We start from the raw sequence: 24,937 nt of genomic DNA on the forward strand, positions 1-24,937 counted from the left end.
TCGTGGCCGGGAGCCCGGGTCGCCAGGGCGGTGGCGGTGAACCGCCCTGGCACGTTCACGAGTTCTGGCGTGACAGAAAAGCAAGGAACATAAGGTGAACGGAATGACCCTCAGAGCCGCATATTCCCCTCACCCTGGCCCTCTCCCCAAAGGGGAGAGGGGAGCGTTCGTGCTCGCATTTATTTGTGGGAATCCCTCTCAGACCGGTGAAAAATGGACTGAATGAGGGCATCATTTTGCACTGTAGAATGTCAAACGCTCCGCCAGTAAATCCACAAATCCTTGACGATCCACATCGACCATCACGGTTGCGTTTGGCCTGTTACCGGTAAGGAAATAGTAATCCACGACCGTCATTCCCTGGGTGTATTTCCCCTGCGTCTCCACCCCGACCCAGCGCTCAACAGTGGTGAAAATTTCCGGCTTCAGCAGCCAGGCAATGGTGCAGGGGTCATGTAACGGGGCGCCGACAAATCCCCATTTCTCCTGTTTATGGTACTCCATAAAAAAGTCGAGCAGCTCCGCCACGATGGTGGAGATGGGGTTACCCAGCGTACGAAAACGGCTGATATCCTCGGCATGGATCTGCGCCCGATGCGTGACATCCAGCCCGGCCATGACCACCGGAATGCCGGACTGGAAGACAATCTCCGCCGCTTCCGGGTCAACATAGATATTAAATTCCGCCGCCGGGGTCCAGTTACCCAGCGACATAGCCCCGCCCATAATCACAATGCGATTGATTTTGCCGTGCAGCTCAGGGTGGCTGTTGAGCAACAGCGCTACGTTGGTTTGGGGGCCGGTAGAGACTACCGTGACGGGGGTGGTAGATTCGCGTAATACCTTCGCCATCAGCTCCACTGCCGTACAGTTTTGGGGGCTGAAGGCAGGTTCGGGTAATTTCGGCCCATCCAGCCCGCTCTCGCCATGCACGTTATCAGCGATGATTAGCTCGCGCATCAGCGGCTTAACGGCTCCGCCCGCTACGGGTATATCGGTACGTTTTAGCAATGTCAGCATCCGCAACACATTATTGAGCGTCTTATCCGGGGTCTGGTTACCCGCCGACGAGGTAATGGCTTTTACGCTGAGTTCGGGGGAGGCAAGGGCAAGAACAATGGCGATTGCGTCATCATGGCCCGGATCGCAATCAAGAATAATGGGCTGAACCATAGCAACTCCTTGTTAGCATTAATATGCGATAAGGTTAAAGCGTTGCTGTAAAACAGACGAGAAGTGAAACGACAAAGCGTGATGAGACGCGCACTCCTGGGAGCACGCGTCGGAACGATTAATGCAGGATTTTGGCGAGGAAGTCTTTCGCGCGTTCGGACTTAGGATTAGCAAAGAACTCTTCTTTCGCTGAGTCTTCAACAATTTTACCCTCATCCATAAAGATAACGCGATGGGCCACTTTACGGGCAAAGCCCATTTCGTGGGTCACCACCATCATGGTCATCCCTTCATTCGCCAGCTCGACCATGACGTCCAGCACCTCGTTGATCATTTCCGGGTCAAGGGCCGAGGTCGGTTCATCAAAGAGCATGGCAACCGGATCCATACAGAGTGCGCGCGCAATCGCCACGCGCTGCTGTTGCCCACCCGACAGCTGGGCCGGGAATTTATTGGCATGGGCGGAGAGCCCCACGCGATCCAGTAATTTCAGCCCCTTCTCACGCGCAGCCGCCTTGTCGCGCTTGAGCACTTTCACCTGCGCCAGGGTCAGGTTCTCGATGATCGACAGGTGAGGGAATAACTCAAAATGCTGAAACACCATTCCCACCCGGGAGCGCAGTTTAGCCAGATCGGTTTTTTTATCGTTTACCGGCGTACCGTTAACTTCAATATTGCCTTTCTGTACCGGCTCAAGCCCATTGACGGTTTTAATCAGCGTGGATTTTCCCGAGCCGGATGGCCCACACACCACCACCACTTCACCTTTTTTCACTTCGGTGGAGCAGTCGGTCAGCACCTGAAAGTGACCATACCATTTAGAAACATTTTTCAGGGTAATCATTGAACTGTCCTTCTTTTCAGATAGCTGACCAACAACGAGGCACTCAGGCTAATAGCAAAATATACGGCACCGGCAAACAGGATCATCTCCACCTGGGTTCCGTCACGCTCACCAATGGTGGAGGCGGTACGGAAGAAGTCGGCAAGGCTTAATACATAAACCAGCGACGTATCCTGGAACAGCACGATCCCTTGCGTAAGCAGCAGGGGCACCATGGCACGAAACGCCTGCGGCAAAATAATGAGTTTCATGGATTGCCAGTGCGTCATCCCCAGAGCCAGGGCCGCACTCGACTGCCCACGGGAGATACTCTGGATGCCAGCACGAATAATTTCAGAATAGTACGCGGCCTCAAACATCGAGAACGCTACCATCGCGGAAATCAGGCGAATGTCTGATTTGGGTGATAGGCCCAACACGTTTTGCAGTAGTCCTGGCACAATCAAGTAAAACCACAACAGCACCATGACTAAGGGTATTGAGCGGAAAACGTTGACGTACGCTTTGGCAAACCAGGCGACGGGGGCAAAACTCGACAGTCGCATCACCGCCAGGATAGTTCCCCAGACAATACCCACAATAACGGCTGTCACGGTAATTTTAAGGGTGATAACCAGCCCGGCCATCAGATAAGGCAGGGAGGGAACAATAGAACTCCAGTCAAATTCGTACATTATTTGCCTCCCATATTGCCTGGCAGGCGAATTTTGCGTTCAACCAGGTTCATCACCACCATGATGACGGCGTTAATCAATACATAGGCGAGGGTAATGGCCGTAAAGGATTCCCAGGCATGCGCTGAGTAGTCCAGTAGTTTTCCGGCCTGGGCCGCCATGTCCACCAGACCGATAGTGGAGGCGATGGCCGAGTTTTTCACCAGGTTCATCATCTCTGAGGTCATGGGCGGCACGATAACGCGATAAGCGTTTGGCAGCAGCACATACCGGTAGGTTTGTGGCAGCGTCAATCCCATTGCCAGACCGGCATTCTTCTGACCACGCGGCAGCGACTGAATGGCGGCACGCACCTGCTCGCATACGCGCGCAGCGGTAAAAAGCCCGAGGCAAATCATTGATGAAAGGAAGAACTGAATATTGGGATCGAGCTCGGCCTTAAACCACATGCCAAGATCTTCCGGCAAGAGTTCAGGTACAACCAGATACCAGGTAAAGAACTGCACGATAAGCGGAACGTTACGAAACAGTTCCACGTAAAGCGTACCAATACCGGATAAAAAACGGTTAGGAACGGTGCGCAGGATGCCAAACAGTGAGCCAACCAGAAAAGCGATAATCCAGGCGGTGATCGACAGGGCGATCGTCACCTGAAAGCCGCTCCACAGCCAGCCAAGATAGGTGGTGTTGCCGAACGGGGCTTGTTGCAGGAAAATTCCCCAGTTCCAGTCTATTGACATAAATCTACTCCGGAAAAAAAGGGTAGCAGCGCTACCCTCGAAGATTGTGTGAAGAGCCTGAGTTCGCGCTGAATGGGGAACGACCATTCAGCGTATAGTCTGTCCGTGCTGCTTCGACAATCGAGAGGGCAGGGTAAACCCGCCCCTAATCGTTTTAATTAGTTCAGCGCTTTATCATTGGGTTCTTTGAACAGGGCTTTCATCTCGTCAGAGAGATCAAAGTTCAGGTTCAGGTTTTTCGGTGGGATGGGGTTTTTAAACCACTTATCAAACCATTTTTCCGCTTCGCCTGAGGTTTGTACCTGGGCGATAGTGTCATCCATCAGCTTCTTAAACTCGGTATCCCCTTTACGCAGCATACAGCCGTAGGCTTCCTGCGACTGTGGTTTACCCACGATGTCCCAGTTATCGGCTTTTTTAGCCTTCGCACGTTCACCTGCTAACAGAGCATCGTCCATCATGAACGCAACAGCACGACCGCTTTCCAGCGTACGGAAGGAATCACCGTGGTCTTTGGCACTGATGATTCGCATGTCCATTTTCTGCTCATCGTTCAGTTTATGCAGTAACACTTCGGAAGTGGTTCCTGACGTCACGACAACAGCTTTGCCCTTCAGATCCGGGAAATCTTTGATGTCGCCACCTTTTTTGGTCAGCAGGCGCGTACCAACCACGAAAATCGTGTCAGAGAAGGCGGCTTGCTTCTGGCGCTCGAGGTTGTTGGTGGTGGAACCACACTCGAAGTCAAAGGTACCGTTCTGCAGCAGCGGAATACGGTTTTGTGAGGTAATAGGGATCAGTTTGACCTGCAAATCCGGCTTGTTGAGCTTCTTCTTCACCGCTTCAACAATGGCGTTGGAGTAGTCCTGAGAATAACCCACGACTTTTTGTTCATTGTTGTAATAGGAGAACGGTACGGAGGATTCACGGTGTCCGACCACAATCACACCGTTTTTGGCAATTTTTTCCAGCGTCGCCCCTTGCGCTGCCGGCGTAGCTGCGGCATCGGCTGGTTTCGCTTCATCGGCGGCATGTGCGAGACCGGCAGACATTCCCATTACCAGCATTGCGGTGGCCAGTTTACGTAATTGCATATCCAACTCCTTTATCGTCGCGCCAGAGACGCATTGATACCCATTGTGAGTGTTGTGTTTGTTATATCCTGCTGCAAATGCGTGCAGTGTAGTCTGCGTTTGTTAGCATTTAGTTTGGCTTAATGTAAAGATTTTGCTGCGTTATTGTTTGTTTTTGCGAAGTGCACCGCACCGTTTAAAGGCAAAAATCTTCCATTGCACCGTTTTGGTGCTCATCATGATCCGTTATGGTGCGAGACAGTTGCGCATCCATAAAATTTCCCAGGGTCAGGATGAATAAAGCAATTGATGTGCCAGAAATGGATTCTGACGAGTCAGAGGCGGAGAAAGCCCTCATCATAAAGAGAGGGCTGAAGAGAATTATTTCGAGCGGCGTTGTCGCAGACTCATAATGAGCGCGCCAAAGCCCAGCAGCGCGGTGATTACCCACATCGGCCAGTTCCCCATGCGGGCATAGGGTGTCAGGCCTGAGGTAGGCGTCACGGTGGTAGTCAAAACCTGGCGGGTGAATTGCGGAAGCATCGCCTGAATCGCACCCGTGGGACCAATCACCGCCGTGATGCCGTTATTGGTACTGCGTAACAACGGGCGAGCCAGCTCCAGCGAGCGCATGCGTGCCATCTGGAAGTGTTGCCACGGGCCGATAGATTTACCGAACCAGGCGTCATTAGAAATAGTCAGCAGGAAATCCGTGTCAGGACGGAAGTTATCCCGCACCTGTTCGCCAAGGATAATCTCGTAGCAGATAGCCGGGGTCAGTTTAAAGCCATGTGCCATTAACTGGGGCTGAACATAGGGGCCACGGCTGAATGATGACATCGGCAGGTCAAAAAAGGGTGCCAGCGGGCGCAGGATGCTCTCAAGGGGCACAAATTCTCCAAAAGGCACAAGATGGTTCTTGTTGTAACGGTCGCTGGAGTTGTAGCTGTAAGGGTTGCCTTTGCCGAGCGTGATAATCGTATTATAGGTATCGTAACGGTTTTGCTGGTTAAGACGCGCATCAACAATGCCGGTGATGAGTGAACTGTTATTTGACTGCATCAGTCCGTCAATCATGCCCAGATAGCGCTGCTGGTTAATTTCCAGATCGGAAATCGCCGATTCCGGCCAGATGATCAACTGTGACTTACCCATCACGGATTCACTGGCGTTAAGGTAAATCTTTAATGTATCCAGCAGTTGTCTTTCATCCCACTTAACCGACTGGGGGATGTTGCCCTGTACCAGCGAGACCTGCGTTGCTCTCTCCGGCAGCAGTTGATACCACTGGATGTAACGCAACGGGAAGGGGAGCGCAAAAAGCACCAGTGCGGCAACCAGTGGACGCCAGGAACGCGTAGTGGCGGCCAGTACCAGCAATCCACTGACCACCATCAGTAAGAACGTAATCGCATCGACGCCCATTACCGGAGCAAGCCCCTTCAGTGGACCATCAATCTGGCTATAACCAAACTGGAGCCACGGGAAGCCCGTCAGTATCCAGCCGCGCAGAAACTCACTGAGCTGCCACACCACGGGCGCTGCAACAGCAAGCCGTATCCAGGTCGTTGCAGGCCATAGGCGCGACAGCACCCCCGCAAATAAGCCCGTGTACAGGGAGAGATAAGCGGCAAGCAACACGACGAGGAAGACGTTGACCGGACCCGGCATACCGCCAAACTGCGCAATGCTGACATAAACCCAATGTACCCCGGAACCAAAAAGGCCCATCCCCCAGGCGTAGCCAATTGCGGCGGCCTGAAGCGGGCGGCGGTTAAGGGTAAGGGCTTGCAGTCCCATCAGGGAGATCAGTGCGGCAGGCCAGATATCATAAGGAGAAAAAGCCAGCGTTCCGCTGGCTCCGAATAGCAGCGCCAGCAGCATTCTAACGCGCTGGCGTTCAAACAAGGGGGCAAATGCCATTTAGGTTATTCGTCCAGTTTCGGTTCGGGGGAATCGTCCGGTATTTTGACATGAACCTGAATAATACGTCGACTGTCGGCCATAGCGACCTTGAATTGGTAACCATCTATATCAATGGATTCGCCACGTGCAGGAAGATGACCAAACGCCTGCATCACCAGCCCACCGATGGTGTCAACTTCGTCATCGCTAAACTGGGTGCCGAAGGTTTCATTGAAATCTTCAATCGGCGCAAGCGCACGCACGGTCCAGGTATGACGGCTGAGTTGACGGAAATCGATATCCTCTTCTTCGTCGTACTCGTCTTCGATTTCACCGACGATAAGTTCCAGGATATCTTCAATAGTGACCAGGCCGGAAACGCCGCCAAACTCGTCAATCACAATCGCCATGTGGTAGCGCTGTGAGCGGAATTCTTTCAGCATCCGGTCAACGCGTTTGCTTTCAGGAACGACAACGGCCTGGCGCAGCACTTTTTCCATACTGAAGGCTTCGGCATCGCTGCGCATAAACGGCAGCAGATCTTTGGCCATCAGAATCCCTTCGATGTGATCTCTGTCTTCGCTGATGACCGGGAAACGCGAGTGCGCAGATTCGATGATGACATCAAGACATTCATCCAGGGTCTGGTTACGTTTCAGGGTGATCATTTGCGACCGGGGGATCATGATGTCACGCACGCGCTGGTCGGCGATGTCCATTACCCCTTCGAGCATTTCGCGCGTATCTTGATCGATTAGCTCGTTTTGCCCGGAATCACGGATGAGGGCCAGTAAATCCTCACGGTTTTTCGGTTCGCCGTGGAAAAGCTGGCTCAGTAAAAGAGAGAAAAATCCCTTTTTGTTGGTAAGTGTGTCACTACTGTGTGAGTTATCGTCGCTCATGGCGTCGTGTGGGTTCTCATGTTAGTTGAAATGTCGCCGTCACGCGTAAACTCAGCACCTGACGGCATAATGCTCCTGCGCACCAGTAAACTGGCGCCGGGGCTACTCCTTTTCGGCAATGTACGGATCCTCATAGCCCAGAGCAAGCATTATCTCTGTTTCGAGGCCTTCCATCTCTTCCGCTTCGTCATCCTCGATATGGTCATATCCCAGCAAATGTAAACTGCCGTGAATGACCATATGCGCCCAGTGTGCCTCAAGCGGCTTGCCTTGTTCTTTCGCTTCCTGCTCCACGACCTGACGGCAAATAATCAAATCACCCAGCAGCGGCAGTTCAATCCCCGGCGGGGCTTCAAACGGGAAAGAGAGCACGTTGGTGGATTTATCTTTCCCGCGGTAAGTCAGGTTTAAATCATGGCTTTCAGCCTCATCCACGATGCGGATGGTGACTTCTGCTTCTTCCTGAAACTGCGGGATAACCGCGTCCAGCCAGCCCTGGAACTGGGCCTCTTCCGGCAGACCGCTGTTATCCTCACATGCCAGTTGTAAATCGAGTATCACCTGACTCATTTTTGCTCATGCTCCTGGGCTTCGCGTTTACGCTCGGCGGCTTGCTCCGCGCGGCGTTTTTGATCGGCTTCTTCCCACGCTTCGTAAGCATTGACGATACGTGCGACAACAGGATGACGAACAACGTCCTCGCTGTGGAAAAAGTTAAAACTGATTTCGTCGACGTTTGCCAATACCTCAATAGCGTGGCGCAGGCCCGATTTCATGTTGCGTGGCAGGTCAATCTGCGTCACGTCGCCAGTGATGACCGCTTTGGAGTTAAAGCCAATACGGGTCAGGAACATTTTCATCTGTTCGATGGTCGTGTTCTGGCTCTCATCAAGAATAATAAAAGCATCGTTCAGTGTGCGACCACGCATGTAGGCCAGTGGTGCGACTTCAATGACGTTGCGTTCAATCAGCTTCTCGACCTTTTCAAAGCCCAGCATCTCAAACAGCGCGTCGTACAACGGGCGCAGGTAAGGGTCAACTTTCTGACTTAAATCGCCAGGCAAAAAGCCCAGCTTTTCGCCCGCTTCAACCGCCGGACGGGTCAGCAGAATGCGGCGGATCTCCTGGCGTTCAAGCGCATCCACCGCTGCGGCGACGGCCAGATAGGTTTTACCCGTACCAGCAGGGCCAACCCCAAACGTGATGTCATGATCAAGGATATTGGCAATGTACTGCGCCTGATTCGGCGTGCGCGGCTTAATTACGCCACGTTTAGTTTTGATATTTACGGCTTTACCAAACTCCGGCACGCTCTCGGCGCTTTGTTCAAGCACACGCGCTTCTTTGATGGCCAGATGGATTTGTTCAGGTTCAATATCCTGAATCTGACCGCGCATCGGTGCAGTATCAACGTACAGGCTCAGCAGAATATCGGCGGCCGCAGTGACGCAAATTGGGCGTCCGGTAAGTTTGAAATGGTTATCGCGACGGTTGATTTCGATGCCCAGTCGCCGCTCCAGTTGTTTGATGTTGTCATCAAACGGTCCACACAGGCTCAGCAGGCGAGCGTTGTCCGCTGGCTCAAGGGTGATGTCACGCGTATCTATATTCAAACTGTTCCTCTTATCTGTGAAATGCCGGGAAGGGCTGGCTTATCATCTCAGAGACCATAAGCCCTTAAAGAATTATTCACGCCACTTAATAAAGGCGCAAGCACTGAAGAAGAAATGGGGGCCGGTGACGGGAAAAACAAGGCCTGCCGCAGAGACAGGCCAACTGAATCAGGGCTGGTAAAAACCGACACCAGCCTCATTTTCTTTGCGGGTTCGGGCGATAACCGATGCCGGAGATTGCGCGACGCGAAGTCCCATCTCCGCTTCGGTACGGACTACTTTGCCGCGCAGGGAGTTGGTGTACACATCCGTTATCTCAACATCTACAAATTTGCCGACCATATCCGGACTACCTTCGAAGTTGACCACCCGGTTATTCTCCGTGCGGCCGGTGAGCTCCATCACGCTCTTGCGAGAGGTGCCCTCAACCAGGATACGCTGTGTGGTGCCCAGCATCCGACGGCTCCAGGCCATTGCCTGTTGGGTGATACGCTCCTGTAGGATATAGAGACGCTGCTTCTTCTCCTCCTCTGGCACATCATCCACCATATCCGCAGCCGGTGTACCCGGACGGGCAGAGAAAATAAAGCTATAGCTCACATCAAAATTCACCTCAGCGATAAGCTTCATGGTCTGCTCAAAGTCCTGCGTCGTTTCCCCAGGGAAACCCACAATAAAGTCAGAGCTGATTTGAATATCCGGGCTTACGGCGCGCAGTTTACGGATGATGGATTTGTATTCCAGTGCGGTATGGGTACGGCCCATCAGATTCAGTACGCGATCGGAACCACTTTGCACCGGCAGATGCAGGAAGTTCACCAGTTCCGGGGTGTCGCGGTAGACTTCGATGATGTCGTCGGTGAATTCAATCGGGTGGCTGGTGGTAAAACGGATACGATCGATGCCATCGATGGCCGCGACCAGACGCAACAAATCAGCAAAAGAGCCCGTGCTGCCATCGTAATTTTCACCACGCCATGCGTTTACGTTCTGACCCAGTAGATTCACTTCACGCACGCCCTGGGCGGCAAGTTGCGCTATCTCGAACAGAATGTCATCGCTCGGGCGGCTAACCTCTTCACCACGGGTATAGGGCACGACGCAGTAGGTGCAGTATTTATTACAGCCTTCCATTATGGAAACAAACGCCGTTGGGCCATCCGCGCGCGGTTCGGGAAGACGGTCAAACTTCTCGATCTCCGGGAAGCTGACGTCCACCACCGGGCTGCGGTCACCGCGCACAGAATTGATCATTTCCGGGAGGCGATGCAGCGTTTGTGGTCCAAAAATAATATCGACATAATGGGCGCGCTGACGGATGAGCTTCCCTTCCTGGGAGGCGACGCAGCCGCCAACACCAATGATCAGATCAGGATTTTTCTCTTTGAGTAACTTCCAGCGCCCCAATTGATGGAAGACTTTTTCCTGCGCTTTCTCGCGAATAGAGCAGGTATTAAGCAGCAGCACATCTGCCTCTTCCGCCACCTCGGTAAGCTGATAACCATGCGTGGCATCCAGCAGATCGGCCATCTTTGATGAATCATATTCATTCATCTGACAGCCCCAGGTTTTAATATGGAGTTTTTTTGTCATCGACTTGCTCATGCTTAAGTGGGTATACCCGCATTCTTATGATTAGTGCCAACGCACCTGCGATGCGAAGTATGACGGGTATAGCGTCAGAATTGCAGGGGGAATAGTGTAATGCTTTGGTTGCGCCCTGACCAGTATGACGCTTGTCAGCCTCAAGTTGTCAAAAATCCGGTAGACTTAAGGGATTCTCGTTAAAGGACAATGAGCATGATTAATCAATCCACTGAGGTTGCCGTTGTTGGCGGCGGTATGGTCGGCGGGGCGCTGGCGCTGGGGCTGGCGCAACATGGCTTTGCTGTCACGGTTATTGAGCATACTACTCCGCCTGTTTTCCGGGATGACGCGCAACCGGATGTTCGTATTTCCGCCATCAGCGCCTCGTCAGTGGCGTTGTTAAGGGGACTTGGCGTCTGGGAGCGTATTGAGGCGATGCGCTGCCACCCTTACCGGCGTCTGGAGACCTGGGAGTGGGAGAATGCCCACGTTGTCTTTGATGCGCATGAGCTGAAACTACCAGTGCTCGGTTATATGGTTGAGAATAACGTGCTGCAGCGCGCGTTATGGGAGGCGCTTGACGCCCATCCCGCTGTGACGCTTCGTGTTCCTGCATTGCTTAACACTATCGAGTTTCAACACGATAGCCATGAACTGCTGTTTGAAAACGGTAGTTCGCTGTCAGCCAGACTGGTGGTTGGTGCCGATGGCGCTAATTCCCGGGTCAGACAGGCTGCTGGTATTGGTATTCACGCCTGGCACTATCAACAATCCTGCATGCTTATCACCGTGCAGTGTGAACAGGCGCCAGGGGAAAGCACATGGCAGCATTTCACCCCCGCCGGGCCTCACGCTTTCTTACCGTTATTTGATAACTGGGCATCGCTGGTGTGGTATGACACTCCCGCCCGCATCCGTCAGCTACAGTCATTGAGCCTGCCGCAACTGCGAGAGGAAATTGAGCGGTGCTTCCCCTCGCGTTTAGGGCGCATCACACCGGTTGCTGCCGGGGCATTTCCGTTGACGCGTCGTCACGCGTTGCAATATGCCCGTCAGGGGCTGGCGCTGGTAGGCGATGCCGCACACACCATTCATCCACTGGCAGGGCAGGGCGTAAACCTGGGTTACCGGGATGTGGATTGCCTTCTGGATGTGTTAACCCGCGCGCGCAGTCATGGCGAGGCCTGGGACAGTCATCAGGTTCTCAAACGGTATCAGTCACGCCGGATGGCAGATAACTTCATTATGCAAAGCGGGATGGATCTGTTCTACGCCGGGTTCAGTAACGATCTCGGGCCGGTGCGTATTCTGCGCAATCTTGGGTTAATGGCGGCTGAACGCGCAGGGGTGCTGAAACGACAGGCACTGAAATATGCACTAGGACTGTAATGAATCAGGCCTCTCCTCGCATGAGAGGCTGAAATCATCCGCAGACAGAAAAGCAAAAAGCCCGCCGAAGCGAGCTTTTTGCATTTAAGTGGCTGGGGTACAAGGATTCGAACCTCGGATGGCGGAATCAGAATCCGCTGCCTTACCGCTTGGCGATACCCCAATAGCGTGAAATTTTACGCGATTATCATAAAACTTCAACTACTGTGCGCTAACCCGAAGGAAAACGACTTTTTAAATTGGCTGGGGTACAAGGATTCGAACCTCGGATGGCGGAATCAGAATCCGCTGCCTTACCGCTTGGCGATACCCCAATTTGTTTCTTTTCTACCGCCATGATGCCGGCGATAGGCTAAATCTTTAATGGTGGCTACGACGGGATTCGAACCTGTGACCCCATCATTATGAGTGATGTGCTCTAACCAACTGAGCTACGTAGCCAGACTGCATTCTTCGATGGCTGGGGTACCTGGATTCGAACCAGGGAATGCCGGTATCAAAAACCGGTGCCTTACCGCTTGGCGATACCCCAAAAACCGCGGAGAACCGCTTACTCGAAGAAATATGGCTGGGGTACCTGGATTCGAACCAGGGAATGCCGGTATCAAAAACCGGTGCCTTACCGCTTGGCGATACCCCATCCGTGCAACGCTTACTGGTGAATGGTGCGGGAGGCGAGACTTGAACTCGCACACCTTGCGGCGCCAGAACCTAAATCTGGTGCGTCTACCAATTTCGCCACTCCCGCAAAAAAGATGGTGGCTACGACGGGATTCGAACCTGTGACCCCATCATTATGAGTGATGTGCTCTAACCAACTGAGCTACGTAGCCATCTTTTTTCGCGTTACCTTATCGGCGTTGCGGGGCGCATTATGCGTATTGGGCCTGACAGCGTCAATACCTTTTTCATCGAAAATTGCCGTAATGTGATTGTTTGGTTAGGTTGCGAACAGCCTGACGCATAATTCGGCAATTATTGGTTATTTATCGCTTTTGTGCAGTAAATCCTTTGCAGAAACAAAAACAGGCCCCGAAGGGCCTGAATGGATAATAACCTGTTATTGATAAGCAGACTGGTGCACGCCAACTGCGCGACCTGATGGATCGTTCATAGCTTTGAAGGATTCATCCCACTCAATCGCTTTTGCCGACGAGCAGGCGACGGACGGGCCGCCAGGCACACACTCTGCAGCACTTGCCAGCGGGAACAACTCTTCAAAAATTTCGCGATACAGGTACGCTTCTTTCGAACCCGGCGTGTTGTACGGGAAACGGTAGCTGGCAGTGGCCAACTGCTGATCGCTGATCTGCTGTGCCGCCACCTCTTTGAGCGTATCAATCCAGCTGTAACCTACACCATCAGAGAACTGCTCTTTCTGTCGCCAGGCAACGCTTGCCGGCAGATAGGATTCAAAACACTCACGAAGCACATGTTTTTCCATTTTACCGTTTCCGCACATCTTATCCTGCGGGTTGATGCGCATCGCCACGTCGAGGAATTTTTTATCCAGGAACGGCACGCGCGCCTCAACTCCCCAGGCAGACATCGCTTTGTTAGCTCGCGCGCAGTCAAACATATGCAGCGCCTGCAATTTGCGAACCGTCTCTTCGTGCAGCTCTTTGGCATTCGGCGCTTTATGGAAATAGAGGTAGCCGCCAAAGACTTCATCCGAACCCTCTCCCGACAGCACCATCTTGATGCCCATAGCCTTGATCTTACGAGACATCAGGTACATTGGCGTGGAAGCGCGAATCGTGGTCACATCGTAGGTTTCAATGTGGTAAATCACATCGCGAATAGCATCAAGACCTTCCTGCACGGTGAAGTGAATTTCGTGATGCACGGTACCCAAATGGTTTGCTACTTCCTGCGCAGCTTTCAGATCCGGCGCACCTTTCAGGCCAACGGCGAAAGAGTGTAGCTGCGGCCACCAGGCCTCTGTACGCTCCTCATCTTCAACGCGACGAGCCGCAAATTTTTTGGTGATAGCGGAGATCACGGAGGAGTCCAGGCCGCCAGAGAGCAGCACACCATAGGGCACGTCGGACATCAGGTGGCTTTTTACAGAATCTTCCAGCGCCTGACGCAGCGCGTCTTTGTCCGTGACGTTGTCTTTAACTGCGTCGTAATCGAACCAGTCACGCTGATAATAAGAACGGATTTCGCCGTCTTTACTCCACAGATAGCTGCCTGCCGGGAACTCTTTAATGGTGCGACAGACAGGTACCAGTGCTTTCATTTCTGACGCAACGTACATATTGCCGTGCTCATCATGCCCCATATACAGCGGAATGATACCGATATGGTCACGGCCAATCAGGTAGGCGTCTTGTTCAATATCGTAAAGAATAAAAGCAAACATGCCCTGCAGATCATCAAGGAATTCCGGACCTTTCTCCTGATAGAGCGCCAGAATAACTTCACAATCGGAACCGGTCTGAAATGCGTAGCGGTCGCCATACTCAGCGCGCAGGGCCTGATGGTTATAGATTTCACCGTTGACGGCCAGCGCATGTGTTTTTTGTTCGTTGTAGAGCGGCTGAGCACCGGCGTTGACGTCGACAATCGACAGGCGTTCATGGGCAAGAATCGCTTTATCGCTTGCATATACCCCAGACCAGTCCGGGCCGCGATGGCGCATCAGGCGGGATAACTCCAGCGCTTTCTTACGCAATTCAACTGCGTCGGTTTTAATATCCAGTACGCCAAAAATAGAACACATAGACTTCTCCGTTACTGTCAGGCATTGCAGTGTTGTAGTGTGCAGACGCCGCGTCATCGCGTTGTCTTATTGCTTGTTAAAGAAAATGCCGTAAAGCGGGAGTGTCCGCAAGCCTTTTACGGGTGGAAAAGTAAAAAGCGCAATGGTGATTGCGGAATGCTGAAAAAAGCACAGGTAAAAGGCACCATTATTGATGAATTATCATTTTTGAGGGGGATTTATTAATGGTGATTGGCGAGGCGTGCAATAAAAATGCGAAACCACGTCCGGGACGTGGTTTTCGTTAAATTACGTCGATCTCAGCAACCGATGGATAAATCCAGGAAGGGCGGAAAGGCATCGTATCGATATCATCGAGGGTTGAAACCCCTGAAAGAACCAGGATGGTTTCCAGTCCGGCCTGAAAACCCGCCAGTATATCGGTACGAAGATTGTCGCCCACAATCACCGTTTGTTCAGAATGCGCCTGCATTTTGTTGAGCGCGGCGCGGATTATCCACGGGCTGGGTTTCCCTACATAAAACGGCTGACGACCAGAAATTTTTTCGATACCTGCGCATAATGCCCCGCAGCCCGGATAGTAGCCGCGGCCGTGAGTATCCGGGTTGGTCGCAATAAAGCGGGCGCCGTTAGCCACAAAAAATGCCGCCTTGTGCATCATTTCCCAGTTGTAAGAGCGGGTTTCACCCACAATCACGAAATCAGGATTGATGTCAGTAATGGTGAATCCCGCTTTGTACAGTTCGTGAATCAAAGCGCCTTCACCCACAACATAGGCTTTTTTTCCTTCCTGACGTTTAAGGAAGTCCGCTGTCGCCATGGCTGAGGTATAAAAGACCGAGGATGGCACATCAATGCCTGCCGAGGCGAAACGGTTGGCCAGGTCCTGCCCCGTCTGAGACGGATAGTTAGTCAGGACTACCAGCGGCATCCCTTTTTCAAGAAGCCGCGTGAGAAATTCAGCGGCTCCCGGCACCGCGACGTTATCGTGCATCAGCACGCCGTCAATGTCACAGATTACATTCTGAATGGTCATGGACTACCCAGTTTAAAAAGAGAAGCAGTAACTATAATCCCGGTTAGCTTTCCAGCAAACGTTGCAGCAGCAAACCGTTAAGCATGGCGCGTTTAACCAGGGCGAAAGCACCAATGGCGGAGCGGTGATCCAGCGTCGAGCGCACAACCGGGAGATTCCTGCGAAATGCTTTAAGCGATTGTGTATTTATGCAGCCTTCAATGGCGGGAAGCAACACTTTCTCAGCTTCAATAATCTCACCGGCAATCACCACCTTTTGGGGATTGAAGAGGTTAATGGCGATAGCAATGGTTTTGCCCAGATGACGGCCGACATGCTCAATAACTTCACAGGCAAGGGCATCACCTTTATTGGCCGCTTTGCAAATGGTTTTAATGGAGCAGTCATCGGACGTTAAACGGCTGTGATGTCCCTGCTGTAACAGATGGCGCACACGCTGCTCAATGGCCGCGTTAGCCGCAATGGTTTCGAGACAACCAAAGTTTCCGCAGTGACAACGCTCGCCAAGCGGTTCGACCTGAATGTGACCAATTTCACCCACGTTACCGTTACGACCAATAAAAATACGGCCATTCGAGATTATCCCCGCACCTGTTCCACGGTGAACGCGCACCAGGATGGAGTCTTCGCAGTCCTGGCTTGCCCCAAAGTAGTGCTCAGCAAGCGCCAGGCTGCGAATATCGTGACCCACGAAGCAGGTTAATTTAAACCGTTTTTCAAGCGCCTCTACCAGCCCCCAGTTCTCCACCGGTATATGCGGCATATAACGGATTACCCCGCTCTCCGGGTCAACGAGCCCTGGCAGGATCACGGAGATGGCGATCAATTCGCGAATTTTTCGCTGGCAGGATTCAATAAAGAGGCTGATGGTTCTGAGCAGGGCGTGTTCGAGGGTTTCCTGGGTGCGCTCAGGGAGCGGGTAATGCTCTTCAGCAAGGACTTTGCTGCTCAAATCATAAAGCGTAAGCGTGGTGTCGGTTCGCCCAAGGCGAACGCCGATGGCCTGAAAACTACGGGTTTCGGTGACAATTGAGATAGCGCGACGACCACCAGTTGAAGCCTGCTGGTCCACCTCTTTAATCAAACCGCGCTCAATAAGTTGTCGCGTAATTTTGGTTACGCTTGCTGGTGCAAGCTGGCTTTGTTCGGCAATTTGAATGCGCGAGATAGGGCCAAGCTGATCAATCAGGCGGTAAACTGCCGCACTATTTAGTTGTTTAACGAGGTCAACGTTACCAATTTGAGCTTGTCCGCCTGATGTCATACTTTTACTTACTCAGTGACGACCTCGTTACCATTAACGATGGTCTTGATGATTTTATAATCGCGCGTGAAAGCCGTCAGATTCGCGACTTTGCCCGCCGCAATGCTGCCGAGACTGTCCGCAACGCCTATCGCCCTGGCAGGATAAAGGGTCGCCATACGCAGTGCTTCGTCCAGCGCGATGCCGACATGCTCAACCAGATTATAAATCCCTTCGATCATCGTCAGGGCGGAACCGCTTAGCGTACCGTTTTCATCCACGCACAATCCATTACGGTAGTATATTGTTTTACCAGCAAAAATGAACTGGTCAATAGTAGCGCCCGCAGGAGCCGTTGCATCGGTTACCAGGCAAAGTTTGTCGCCTTTCAGACGTTTAGCGGTACGAATATTAACGTAATCGACATGCAGGCCGTCTGCAATAATGCCGCAATACACATCCGCATCATCGAGGATGGCTCCCGCAAGCCCAGGCTCGCGACCGGTAATATAAGGCATGGCGTTAAACAGATGTGTAGCGAAAGTGATACCAGCACGAAAACCAGCTTTCGCTTCTTTTAACGTGGCATTGGAGTGGCCCGCAGAGACCACGATGCCAGCGGCGGCCAGCTTCCCGATAACCTCTGCACCCACCATTTCCGGTGCAAGCGTAACTTTGGTAATCACGTCGGCATTTTTACACAGGAAGTCCACCAGTTCAGCGTCTGGTTTGCGTACATATTCTGGGTTATGCGTCCCTTTTTTTATAATATTCAACCAGGGGCCTTCCAGATGCAGACCGAGCGCCTGGTTAGGATGCGCTGCCAGGTATTCACGCATGACCTGAACACCCTGTTTCATCAGTTCATCACTGCTGGTTATCAGCGTCGGCAGAAAGCTGGTGCAGCCAGATTTTTCATTCGTACGCTGCATGATTTCCAGAGTCTTAACGCTGACAGCATCAGCCGTATCGTTAAACTGAACGCCACCACATCCATTTAACTGAACATCAATAAAACCGGGGGCAAGTATCGCGTTGTGCAGGCTTCGCTGCTCAATATCTGACGGCAACTCCGCCAGAGGACAGACGCGCTCAATCAGGCCATTCGCGACAATCAGCGCATGGTCATCCAGAATTTCATGGCCGGTAAAAATCCGGCATTGAGTTAAAGCATACATAACGACCCCCGGTTAACAAATCAGTACCGTTGCGCAATGTGGCTGTTGCGAAACGGAAATTCACTTACAGACCTTTAATATTTTCAGCTTCTAATTCATTGAAATATTTCAATGTCTTAACCTTAAGCTCCATCGTAGACGGATCGTCGCAGACCATGACAGCTTTTGGATGCAGTTGCAGGCAACTGATGGTCCACATATGGTTGACGTTTCCTTCAACGGCCGCCTGTAGCGCCAGTGCTTTCTGGTTACCCAGCACCAGAATCATGACTTCTTCAGCATCCAGCAGCGTACCCACACCCACGGTCAGGGCATATTTTGGCACAAGGCTGACATCGCCATCGAAGAAGCGCGAATTCGCCACACGCGTGTCATGAGTCAGGGTTTTAATACGAGTACGAGACGCCAGCGAAGACGCCGGTTCGTTAAAGGCAATATGACCATCGTTACCTACGCCGCCCATGAACAGGTGAATCTTGCCATAGGAGCGGATTTTTTCTTCATATTGACGACATTCTGCGTCAATATCCGGGGCGTTGCCATCCAACAGATTAATATTTTCTTTCAGAATATCAACGTGATCGAAGAAGTTACGATGCATAAAGCTATGGTAGCTTTCCGGATGCTCTTTTGGCAGCCCGACATACTCATCCATGTTGAAGGTGACCACGTGCTGGAAACTAACCTGGCCCGCTTTGTGCATTTCAACCAGAGCTTTATAAGCGGTTAATGGTGTGCCGCCTGTCGGTAAACCGAGAACGAAAGGGCGATCCGCGGTCGGTTTGAAGGCATTAATGCGATTAACAATATGACGGGCGGCCCATTTTCCGACTTGTTCAGCTGTTGCCAGGGGAATCAGTCTCATTATTCACCTCGATGTTGAGTTTAAAAGTTTGCGGATTGCAGGCCAGTGATAGTGTAAGCGTAATGCAGTTTTGCTTCGCAGGGAGCAATCCGTTTTGATTTTTTTAATCATAAAATAAGTTTTGCTTGTTAGCTAGCAAAGTGGAGGGTTAATAACGATATTTGGTGATTAAAATCACAAAAAGTGCGCTTTTAATTTGCGAGGCGAATTAATTTTTCACACACTTACACTGTCGTGAAAAAGGCCGTGCTTTCAGGTTAAGTAAGACAATAAAAAATACTGTTTCTATGCACCCGGTGTGGGGTCAGAGGGGGAATAACGTGAGTCTTTTAGGTTACTTGCAAAAGGTTGGCCGCGCACTGATGGTGCCGGTCGCCACGCTGCCCGCAGCAGCAATTCTTATGGGGGTCGGTTACTGGATCGATCCGGTAGGCTGGGGTGGGGATAATGCGCTGGCGGCGCTTTTTATCCAGTCTGGTTCTGCCATCATTGACAACATGGGTGTGCTGTTTGCAGTGGGTGTCGCCTACGGTATGTCCAAAGATAAAGACGGGGCTGCTGCTCTTGCAGGCTTCGTCGGATTCCTGGTATTAACGACGTTGTGTTCGCCAGCCGCCGTCGCCATGATTCAAAAAATCCCGGCCGATCAGGTGCCTGCCGCTTTCGGTAAGATTAAAAACCAATTCGTTGGGATCATGGTGGGTATTATCGCCGCCGAGCTATACAACCGCTTTAGCAGCGTTGAACTGCCAAAAGCGCTCTCCTTCTTTAGTGGTCGTCGTCTCGTACCGATCCTGACCTCGTTCATCATGATCGTTGTTGCCTTTATTCTGATGTATATCTGGCCTGTCGTGTTTAGCGGTCTGGTAGGCTTTGGTGAACATATTCAGAAACTAGGGTCGACGGGTGCGGGCATCTATGCCTTCTTTAACCGCCTGCTAATCCCTGTCGGTCTGCACCATGCGCTGAACTCCGTATTCTGGTTTGATGTTGCGGGTATTAACGATATTCCTAACTTCCTCGGCGGCGCGCAGTCCATTGCTGCAGGTAAAGCTGAAATTGGGATCACGGGTCGTTATCAGGCAGGCTTCTTCCCTATCATGATGTTCGGTCTGCCGGGTGCGGCACTGGCTATTTACCACAGTGCCCGTCCCGAAAACAAAGCCAAAGTGCTGGGTATCATGATGGCGGGTGCGTTTGCCGCCTTCTTCACCGGCATCACCGAACCGCTGGAATTCTCCTTCATGTTCGTGGCACCAGTGCTCTACTTCATCCACGCAGTGCTGACCGGCATTTCCGTATTTATTGCCGCGACCATGCAGTGGATTGCAGGGTTCGGCTTTAGTGCGGGTCTGGTGGATATGGTGCTTTCATCACGTAACCCACTGGCTGTTCACTGGTACATGCTGATTCTGCAAGGCCTGGTCTTCTTCGTTATTTATTATGTGGTGTTCCGTTTCACTATCCAGAAATTCAACCTGCTGACACCGGGCCGTGAACTGGCTGTTACTGGTGACGAAGCAGACGGTCAGGATGTGAATGTAAGCGCGAATGCTGACCAGGATGTTGCCGGTCTGGCTCGTCAGTACATTGCGGCTGTGGGGGGGTCCTCGAACCTGACTGGCATTGATGCCTGTATCACGCGTCTTCGTCTGAACGTTAAAGATTCTGCGTTAGTGGATGAAGCGATGGCGAAACGTCTCGGCGCTACCGGAATTATTCGTCTGAATAAAACCAGCGTGCAGATTATCGTAGGTTTCGTTGCTGAAAAAATTGCCAACGCCATGAAAACCACCGGCAATGTTCCAGCCGCTGACAACGTTGCACCTGCTGCTACAGTTGCACCGGTTAAACCTCAGGCTGTGCCGAATGCGTCCGTGATTGCTGAACTGGTCTCACCCATTACGGGTCAGGTTGTTTCTCTGGATGAAGTGCCAGATGAAGCGTTTGCCAGTAAAGCTGTTGGTGACGGAGTGGCTATCAAACCAACCGATAAAGTGGTGGTATCCCCGGCTGCCGGAACCATCGTAAAAATCTTCAACACTAACCACGCGTTCTGTCTCGAGACGGAGAAAGGAGCGGAGATTGTGGTTCACATGGGCATCGATACCGTAGCGCTGGCTGGACAGGGCTTCTCCCGTCTGGTCGAGGAGGGGGCACAGGTGGTGGCCGGGCAACCTGTCCTGGAAATGGATCTGGATTACCTGAACGCCACAGCACGTTCAATGATAAGTCCGGTGGTATGCAGCAATATTGATGACTTCTCCGGGCTGGTAATTAAAGCTCAGGGCGCCGTTGTTGCAGGTCAAACGCCGCTGTACGACATCAAAGGCTAATCGCGTTTCGTAGTGGTTTTGCCAAAAGCGGCAGAGGACATTTTCTCTGCCGCTTTTTTTTGCATTAACTTGCATAGTCCGTTTTGTATATATTTTCCGTAAACAAGGGTTGTCTGGAAGACCCGCTTATAAGATCATGTTCCGTTATACGTTGTTTACGCTTTGAGGAATCTACGATGAGTGAGGCTGAAGCCCGCCCGACTAATTTTATTCGTCAGATCATTGACGAAGATCTTGCTACCGGTAAGCACAATTCCGTTTGCACCCGTTTCCCGCCTGAACCGAACGGCTACCTGCATATCGGCCACGCGAAATCTATCTGCCTTAATTTTGGTATCGCGCAAGACTATAACGGGCAATGCAATCTGCGTTTCGATGACACGAACCCGGTGAAGGAAGATATCGAATACGTTGACTCCATCAAAAATGACGTAGAGTGGCTGGGTTTCCACTGGTCTGGTGATGTGCGTTACTCCTCGGACTACTTTGATCAACTGCATCAGTATGCGGTTGAGCTGATCACCAAAGGTCTTGCCTTTGTTGATGAACTCTCAGCAGACGAGATCCGCGAGTATCGCGGTTCGCTTACCGCGCCTGGCAAAAATAGTCCATTCCGCGACCGGAGTGTTGAAGAGAACCTTGCCCTGTTTGAAAAGATGCGGGCTGGTGGCTTTGAAGAAGGTAAAGCTTGCCTGCGCGCCAAAATTGATATGGCTTCCCCCTTTATTGTGTTGCGCGATCCGGTGCTGTACCGCATCAAATTTGCGGAACACCATCAGACAGGTAACAAGTGGTGCATATATCCGATGTACGACTTTACCCACTGCATCAGTGATGCGCTGGAAGGCATTACGCATTCTCTGTGCACGCTGGAATTCCAGGATAACCGTCGCTTGTACGACTGGGTGCTGGACAACATTTCTATTCCGGTTCACCCGCGCCAGTATGAATTTTCGCGCCTGAATCTGGAATACACCGTAATGTCAAAACGTAAGCTGAACCTGCTGGTGACGGACAAACATGTTGAAGGCTGGGATGACCCGCGTATGCCGACCATCTCCGGGCTGCGTCGCCGTGGTTACACCGCCGGATCCATCCGTGAATTCTGCAAACGTATTGGCGTGACGAAGCAGGACAACACCATTGAGATGGCTTCGCTGGAATCCTGCATCCGTGAAGATCTTAACGAAAACGCGCCGCGCGCGATGGCAGTAATCGATCCGGTTAAACTGGTTATCGAAAACTACCCGCAGGGTGGGAGCGAAATTGTCACCATGCTTAATCATCCGAACAAACCGGAAATGGGCAGTCGGGAAGTACCCTTCAGCGGTGAAATCTGGATCGATCGCGCCGATTTTCGCGAAGAAGCTAATAAACAGTACAAGCGACTGGTGATGGGCAAAGAAGTGCGTCTGCGCAACGCCTACGTGGTAAAAGCTGAACGCGTTGAGAAGGACGCCGAAGGCAATATCACCACTATTTTCTGCACCTATGATGCTGACACTCTGAGCAAAGATCCGGCAGATGGTCGCAAGGTAAAAGGCGTGGTTCACTGGGTCAGCGCTGCGCACGCGCTTCCGGTAGAAATTCGTCTGTATGACCGTTTATTCAGCGTCCCGAACCCGGGTGCTGCTGAAGACTTCCTGTCGGTGATGAATCCGGAATCCCTGGTCATTAAACAGGGTTATGCGGAGCCATCCCTGCAGGCCGCAGAAGCGGGTAAAGCTTATCAGTTCGAACGTGAAGGTTATTTCTGTCTCGATAACCGCTACGCCACGGCACAGAAACTGGTCTTTAACCGCACGGTTGGTCTTCGTGATACCTGGGCGAAAGTCGGCGAATAATTGCAGCTAATCTCATGAACGCCGCTTTGTGCGGCGTTTTTTTATTCTATAACGACGCTGTTATTACTGAACGTAAATAATGGTTTGTGGTTGACCTGAAAAATTGTTTTAATTTTATTATTTTCTATTTTCATTTTTAGCAATTTTTTTAGTGAGCCCTTTCTTCTCTCAATAATATTTCTAATCCTCTTCCTCTATTCAAGAAATATGTGTCCCTTGTCATATTCTTGGTTTTCTTTCTGGCAAATAACTTGATCCTGATAGTCGGTAAAAATAACCTTGATTCGTGGTGTGAAAGAAGTTTGCAGCCACACTTTGCCATTTTTTTATGCTTATTTTCTTGCTGCCTGCCTTTGCACAGCATTTTTGTATTTAGTCAAAGAGGAACAATTATGATCGCGTTTACCGCTAAACGTAAGGCGATAGCATTAGCTATTGTCGGTACAACAACACTATCAGCTTTAATAGCACCCCCGGTGGCCAGGGCCGCAGGGTTTGTTGAAGATTCTACACTTACTGGCGGTGTCTATTACTGGCAGCGTGAACGCGACCGTAAAGATGTCACTGATGGTAATAAATATAAAACCAATCTGGCGCATTCTACCTGGAATACCAATCTCGATTTCCAGTCTGGTTATGCAGCAGATATGTTTGGTTTCGACGTTGCGGCATTTGCAGCTATTGAAATGGCCGAATCTTCAGGTAGCGCACATCCTAATGAAATGGCGTTTTCTAACAGCCATAAGGTCTATGATGAAGACTGGGCTGGAGACCGAAGTGGGGCAAGTCTCTATACTGCTGCGGCAAAATTTAAGTACGGGCCGTTATGGGCCAGAGCGGGCTATATCCAGCCCACCGGTCAGACGCTACTGGCGTCCAACTGGAGTTTTATGCCGGGTACGTATCAAGGTACGGAAATTGGCGTAAATCTCGACTATGAAGATTGCGGTACCCTGAGTTTCTCCTATATGTGGGCCAATGAATATAAGGCCCCCTGGTATAACGAAACCGATAATTTTTACCAGAATGATGGCGTGAGTAAAATTGATTATGTCCACTCCATTGGCGCGCAATATGATTTTAAAAATGATTTCATTTTAGAAGCGGCATTTGGACAGGCACAGGGCTATGTAGATCAGTACTTCGCGAAAGCCAGTTATAAATTTGATATTGCTGGGAGTCCGCTGTCTACAAGCTATCAGTTCTACAGCTCACGTGATAAAGCATCTAATCACACTATCAATGATATTTATGATGGTACGGCCTGGTTACAGGCGCTGACCTTTAATTATGCCGCAGGGCCCGTTGATTTACGTCTGGAGGGCACATGGGTAAAAGCGGACGGCCGGCAGGGAAATTTCAACTCACGTATGACACCACTTTATGGCTCGTCAAATGGCCGACTGGATATCTGGTGGGATAATCGTTCTGACTTTAACGCCCATAATGAAAAAGCGGTATTTGTTGGCGCTATGTATGATTTGAAAGATTTAAATCTTCCGGGCTGGGCGGTAGGTGCCTCATATGTTTATGGCTGGGATGCCAAACCATCCAACGTTTCGTCTGGCGATAAATACTATAAGGCCGGCAATTCAATTAAGGAATCCGCTTACAGCCTGGATGTGGTTTATACCCTGCAGGACGGCATGGCGAAAGGCACATTATTTAAGCTGCACTTTACCCAGTTCGATAATCACTCCGATATTCCAAGCTGGGGTGGGGGTTACAACAACATCTTCCAGGATGAGCGCGACGTGAAATTTATCGTCATTGCACCTTTTACGATTTTCTGAGGCGAGGGTAGGGCAAC

At 51.4% G+C, this 24,937-nt stretch carries 20 protein-coding genes and 7 tRNA genes; 5 read left to right on the forward strand and 22 right to left on the reverse strand.

Annotation, left to right across the window (positions count from 1 at the left end):
- Nucleotides 1–231: 231 nt before the first annotated feature.
- The 10 genes from rihA to miaB form a co-directional block, all read right to left on the reverse strand.
- Nucleotides 232–1,173, reverse strand: coding sequence for a pyrimidine-specific ribonucleoside hydrolase RihA (gene rihA, locus KXR87_RS03405; protein WP_437430864.1), 942 nt, complete (start codon nt 1,171–1,173; stop codon nt 232–234).
- Between the two features lie 118 nt (nt 1,174–1,291).
- Nucleotides 1,292–2,017 (reverse strand): amino acid ABC transporter ATP-binding protein, encoded by a 726-nt coding sequence (locus KXR87_RS03410; RefSeq protein ID WP_437430865.1) that lies wholly within the window; start codon nt 2,015–2,017, stop codon nt 1,292–1,294.
- Nucleotides 2,014–2,691 (reverse strand): glutamate/aspartate ABC transporter permease GltK, encoded by a 678-nt coding sequence (gene gltK, locus KXR87_RS03415; RefSeq protein ID WP_437430866.1) that lies wholly within the window; start codon nt 2,689–2,691, stop codon nt 2,014–2,016. The genes KXR87_RS03410 and gltK overlap by 4 nt, the downstream gene beginning before the upstream one ends.
- Complete coding sequence (gene gltJ / locus KXR87_RS03420) at nt 2,691–3,431, reverse strand: glutamate/aspartate ABC transporter permease GltJ (RefSeq protein WP_437430867.1); 741 nt, start codon at nt 3,429–3,431, stop codon at nt 2,691–2,693. Before gltJ ends, gltK begins: the two co-directional genes overlap by 1 nt.
- Before the next feature lie 158 nt (nt 3,432–3,589).
- Nucleotides 3,590–4,525, reverse strand: a complete 936-nt coding sequence (locus KXR87_RS03425; RefSeq protein ID WP_437430868.1) for an amino acid ABC transporter substrate-binding protein — start codon at nt 4,523–4,525, stop codon at nt 3,590–3,592.
- A gap of 360 nt (nt 4,526–4,885) precedes the next feature.
- Entirely contained in the window at nt 4,886–6,427 is a 1,542-nt protein-coding gene (gene lnt, locus KXR87_RS03430) for an apolipoprotein N-acyltransferase (RefSeq protein WP_437430869.1), read from the reverse strand.
- A 5-nt stretch (nt 6,428–6,432) separates the two neighbouring features.
- The gene (gene corC / locus KXR87_RS03435; RefSeq protein WP_437430870.1) at nt 6,433–7,311 is read right to left on the reverse strand and encodes a CNNM family magnesium/cobalt transport protein CorC; all 879 of its coding nucleotides are present in this window, start codon (nt 7,309–7,311) and stop codon (nt 6,433–6,435) included.
- 102 nt (nt 7,312–7,413) lie between these two features.
- Complete coding sequence (gene ybeY, locus KXR87_RS03440) at nt 7,414–7,881, reverse strand: rRNA maturation RNase YbeY (RefSeq protein ID WP_437430871.1); 468 nt, start codon at nt 7,879–7,881, stop codon at nt 7,414–7,416.
- Nucleotides 7,878–8,924 (reverse strand): PhoH family protein, encoded by a 1,047-nt coding sequence (locus KXR87_RS03445; RefSeq protein WP_437430872.1) that lies wholly within the window; start codon nt 8,922–8,924, stop codon nt 7,878–7,880. Before KXR87_RS03445 ends, ybeY begins: the two co-directional genes overlap by 4 nt.
- Before the next feature lie 168 nt (nt 8,925–9,092).
- Entirely contained in the window at nt 9,093–10,517 is a 1,425-nt protein-coding gene (gene miaB / locus KXR87_RS03450) for a tRNA (N6-isopentenyl adenosine(37)-C2)-methylthiotransferase MiaB (protein ID WP_437430873.1), read from the reverse strand.
- 207 nt (nt 10,518–10,724) lie between these two features.
- Here miaB and ubiF point away from each other — a divergent pair, with 207 nt between their 5' ends.
- Nucleotides 10,725–11,900: a 3-demethoxyubiquinol 3-hydroxylase gene (gene ubiF, locus KXR87_RS03455; protein ID WP_437430874.1), complete on the forward strand. Its 1,176-nt coding sequence runs from the start codon at nt 10,725–10,727 to the stop codon at nt 11,898–11,900.
- 89 nt (nt 11,901–11,989) lie between these two features.
- Here the strand turns inward: ubiF and KXR87_RS03460 are convergent.
- The 8 genes from KXR87_RS03460 to asnB all read right to left on the reverse strand — a co-directional run bounded on the left by KXR87_RS03460 (nt 11,990) and on the right by asnB (nt 14,625).
- A tRNA-Gln gene (locus tag KXR87_RS03460) sits at nt 11,990–12,063 on the reverse strand.
- 77 nt (nt 12,064–12,140) lie between these two features.
- Nucleotides 12,141–12,214, reverse strand: a tRNA-Gln gene (locus tag KXR87_RS03465).
- A 50-nt stretch (nt 12,215–12,264) separates the two neighbouring features.
- Nucleotides 12,265–12,341, reverse strand: a tRNA-Met gene (locus tag KXR87_RS03470).
- A 16-nt stretch (nt 12,342–12,357) separates the two neighbouring features.
- A tRNA-Gln gene (locus tag KXR87_RS03475) sits at nt 12,358–12,432 on the reverse strand.
- A 33-nt stretch (nt 12,433–12,465) separates the two neighbouring features.
- A tRNA-Gln gene (locus tag KXR87_RS03480) sits at nt 12,466–12,540 on the reverse strand.
- A gap of 23 nt (nt 12,541–12,563) precedes the next feature.
- Nucleotides 12,564–12,648, reverse strand: a tRNA-Leu gene (locus KXR87_RS03485).
- 8 nt (nt 12,649–12,656) lie between these two features.
- Nucleotides 12,657–12,733 (reverse strand) — tRNA-Met (locus tag KXR87_RS03490).
- A gap of 227 nt (nt 12,734–12,960) precedes the next feature.
- Nucleotides 12,961–14,625: an asparagine synthase B gene (gene asnB, locus KXR87_RS03495; protein WP_437430875.1), complete on the reverse strand. Its 1,665-nt coding sequence runs from the start codon at nt 14,623–14,625 to the stop codon at nt 12,961–12,963.
- A 39-nt stretch (nt 14,626–14,664) separates the two neighbouring features.
- On the opposite strand from asnB, the gene KXR87_RS03500 reads away from it, so the two are divergent.
- The gene (locus KXR87_RS03500; protein WP_437430876.1) at nt 14,665–14,850 is read left to right on the forward strand and encodes a peroxiredoxin; all 186 of its coding nucleotides are present in this window, start codon (nt 14,665–14,667) and stop codon (nt 14,848–14,850) included.
- A 58-nt stretch (nt 14,851–14,908) separates the two neighbouring features.
- Here the strand turns inward: KXR87_RS03500 and KXR87_RS03505 are convergent, their stop codons facing one another.
- The 4 genes from KXR87_RS03505 to nagB form a co-directional block, all read right to left on the reverse strand.
- Nucleotides 14,909–15,661 carry an HAD-IIA family hydrolase gene (locus KXR87_RS03505; RefSeq protein ID WP_437430877.1) on the reverse strand — a complete coding sequence of 251 codons (753 nt, stop codon included), beginning with the start codon at nt 15,659–15,661 and terminating at the stop codon, nt 14,909–14,911.
- A gap of 43 nt (nt 15,662–15,704) precedes the next feature.
- Nucleotides 15,705–16,925, reverse strand: coding sequence for a DNA-binding transcriptional regulator NagC (gene nagC, locus KXR87_RS03510; protein ID WP_437430878.1), 1,221 nt, complete (start codon nt 16,923–16,925; stop codon nt 15,705–15,707).
- 8 nt (nt 16,926–16,933) lie between these two features.
- A complete protein-coding gene (gene nagA / locus KXR87_RS03515) occupies nt 16,934–18,082 on the reverse strand; it encodes an N-acetylglucosamine-6-phosphate deacetylase (RefSeq protein WP_437430879.1) in 1,149 nt (382 codons plus the stop codon).
- A gap of 64 nt (nt 18,083–18,146) precedes the next feature.
- Nucleotides 18,147–18,947, reverse strand: a complete 801-nt coding sequence (nagB, locus tag KXR87_RS03520; RefSeq protein WP_437430880.1) for a glucosamine-6-phosphate deaminase — start codon at nt 18,945–18,947, stop codon at nt 18,147–18,149.
- A gap of 320 nt (nt 18,948–19,267) precedes the next feature.
- Between nagB and nagE the strand changes: the two genes are divergently transcribed.
- From nagE to chiP, 3 genes are all read left to right on the forward strand, one after another.
- Complete coding sequence (nagE, locus tag KXR87_RS03525; protein ID WP_437430881.1) at nt 19,268–21,283, forward strand: N-acetylglucosamine-specific PTS transporter subunit IIBC; 2,016 nt, start codon at nt 19,268–19,270, stop codon at nt 21,281–21,283.
- A 176-nt stretch (nt 21,284–21,459) separates the two neighbouring features.
- Entirely contained in the window at nt 21,460–23,127 is a 1,668-nt protein-coding gene (gene glnS / locus KXR87_RS03530; RefSeq protein ID WP_437430882.1) for a glutamine--tRNA ligase, read from the forward strand.
- A 392-nt stretch (nt 23,128–23,519) separates the two neighbouring features.
- Nucleotides 23,520–24,920, forward strand: coding sequence for a chitoporin ChiP (chiP, locus tag KXR87_RS03535; protein ID WP_437430883.1), 1,401 nt, complete (start codon nt 23,520–23,522; stop codon nt 24,918–24,920).
- Nucleotides 24,921–24,937 lie beyond the last annotated feature (17 nt).

Source organism: Yokenella regensburgei, from assembly GCF_051486985.1.
GTDB lineage: Bacteria > Pseudomonadota > Gammaproteobacteria > Enterobacterales > Enterobacteriaceae > CBFFRJ01.

Coding starts and splice junctions, on each gene's coding strand:
- KXR87_RS03505 (WP_437430877.1), bottom strand. CDS start 15,661: ATGACCATTCAGAATGTAATCTGTGACATTGACGGCGTGCTGATGCAC.
- lnt (WP_437430869.1), bottom strand. CDS start 6,427: ATGGCATTTGCCCCCTTGTTTGAACGCCAGCGCGTTAGAATGCTGCTG.
- ubiF (WP_437430874.1), top strand. CDS start 10,725: ATGATTAATCAATCCACTGAGGTTGCCGTTGTTGGCGGCGGTATGGTC.
- gltJ (WP_437430867.1), bottom strand. CDS start 3,431: ATGTCAATAGACTGGAACTGGGGAATTTTCCTGCAACAAGCCCCGTTC.
- KXR87_RS03425 (WP_437430868.1), bottom strand. CDS start 4,525: ATGCAATTACGTAAACTGGCCACCGCAATGCTGGTAATGGGAATGTCT.
- KXR87_RS03410 (WP_437430865.1), bottom strand. CDS start 2,017: ATGATTACCCTGAAAAATGTTTCTAAATGGTATGGTCACTTTCAGGTG.
- ybeY (WP_437430871.1), bottom strand. CDS start 7,881: ATGAGTCAGGTGATACTCGATTTACAACTGGCATGTGAGGATAACAGC.
- rihA (WP_437430864.1), bottom strand. CDS start 1,173: ATGGTTCAGCCCATTATTCTTGATTGCGATCCGGGCCATGATGACGCA.
- chiP (WP_437430883.1), top strand. CDS start 23,520: ATGATCGCGTTTACCGCTAAACGTAAGGCGATAGCATTAGCTATTGTC.
- miaB (WP_437430873.1), bottom strand. CDS start 10,517: ATGACAAAAAAACTCCATATTAAAACCTGGGGCTGTCAGATGAATGAA.
- asnB (WP_437430875.1), bottom strand. CDS start 14,625: ATGTGTTCTATTTTTGGCGTACTGGATATTAAAACCGACGCAGTTGAA.
- corC (WP_437430870.1), bottom strand. CDS start 7,311: ATGAGCGACGATAACTCACACAGTAGTGACACACTTACCAACAAAAAG.
- gltK (WP_437430866.1), bottom strand. CDS start 2,691: ATGTACGAATTTGACTGGAGTTCTATTGTTCCCTCCCTGCCTTATCTG.
- glnS (WP_437430882.1), top strand. CDS start 21,460: ATGAGTGAGGCTGAAGCCCGCCCGACTAATTTTATTCGTCAGATCATT.
- nagC (WP_437430878.1), bottom strand. CDS start 16,925: ATGACATCAGGCGGACAAGCTCAAATTGGTAACGTTGACCTCGTTAAA.
- nagB (WP_437430880.1), bottom strand. CDS start 18,947: ATGAGACTGATTCCCCTGGCAACAGCTGAACAAGTCGGAAAATGGGCC.
- nagA (WP_437430879.1), bottom strand. CDS start 18,082: ATGTATGCTTTAACTCAATGCCGGATTTTTACCGGCCATGAAATTCTG.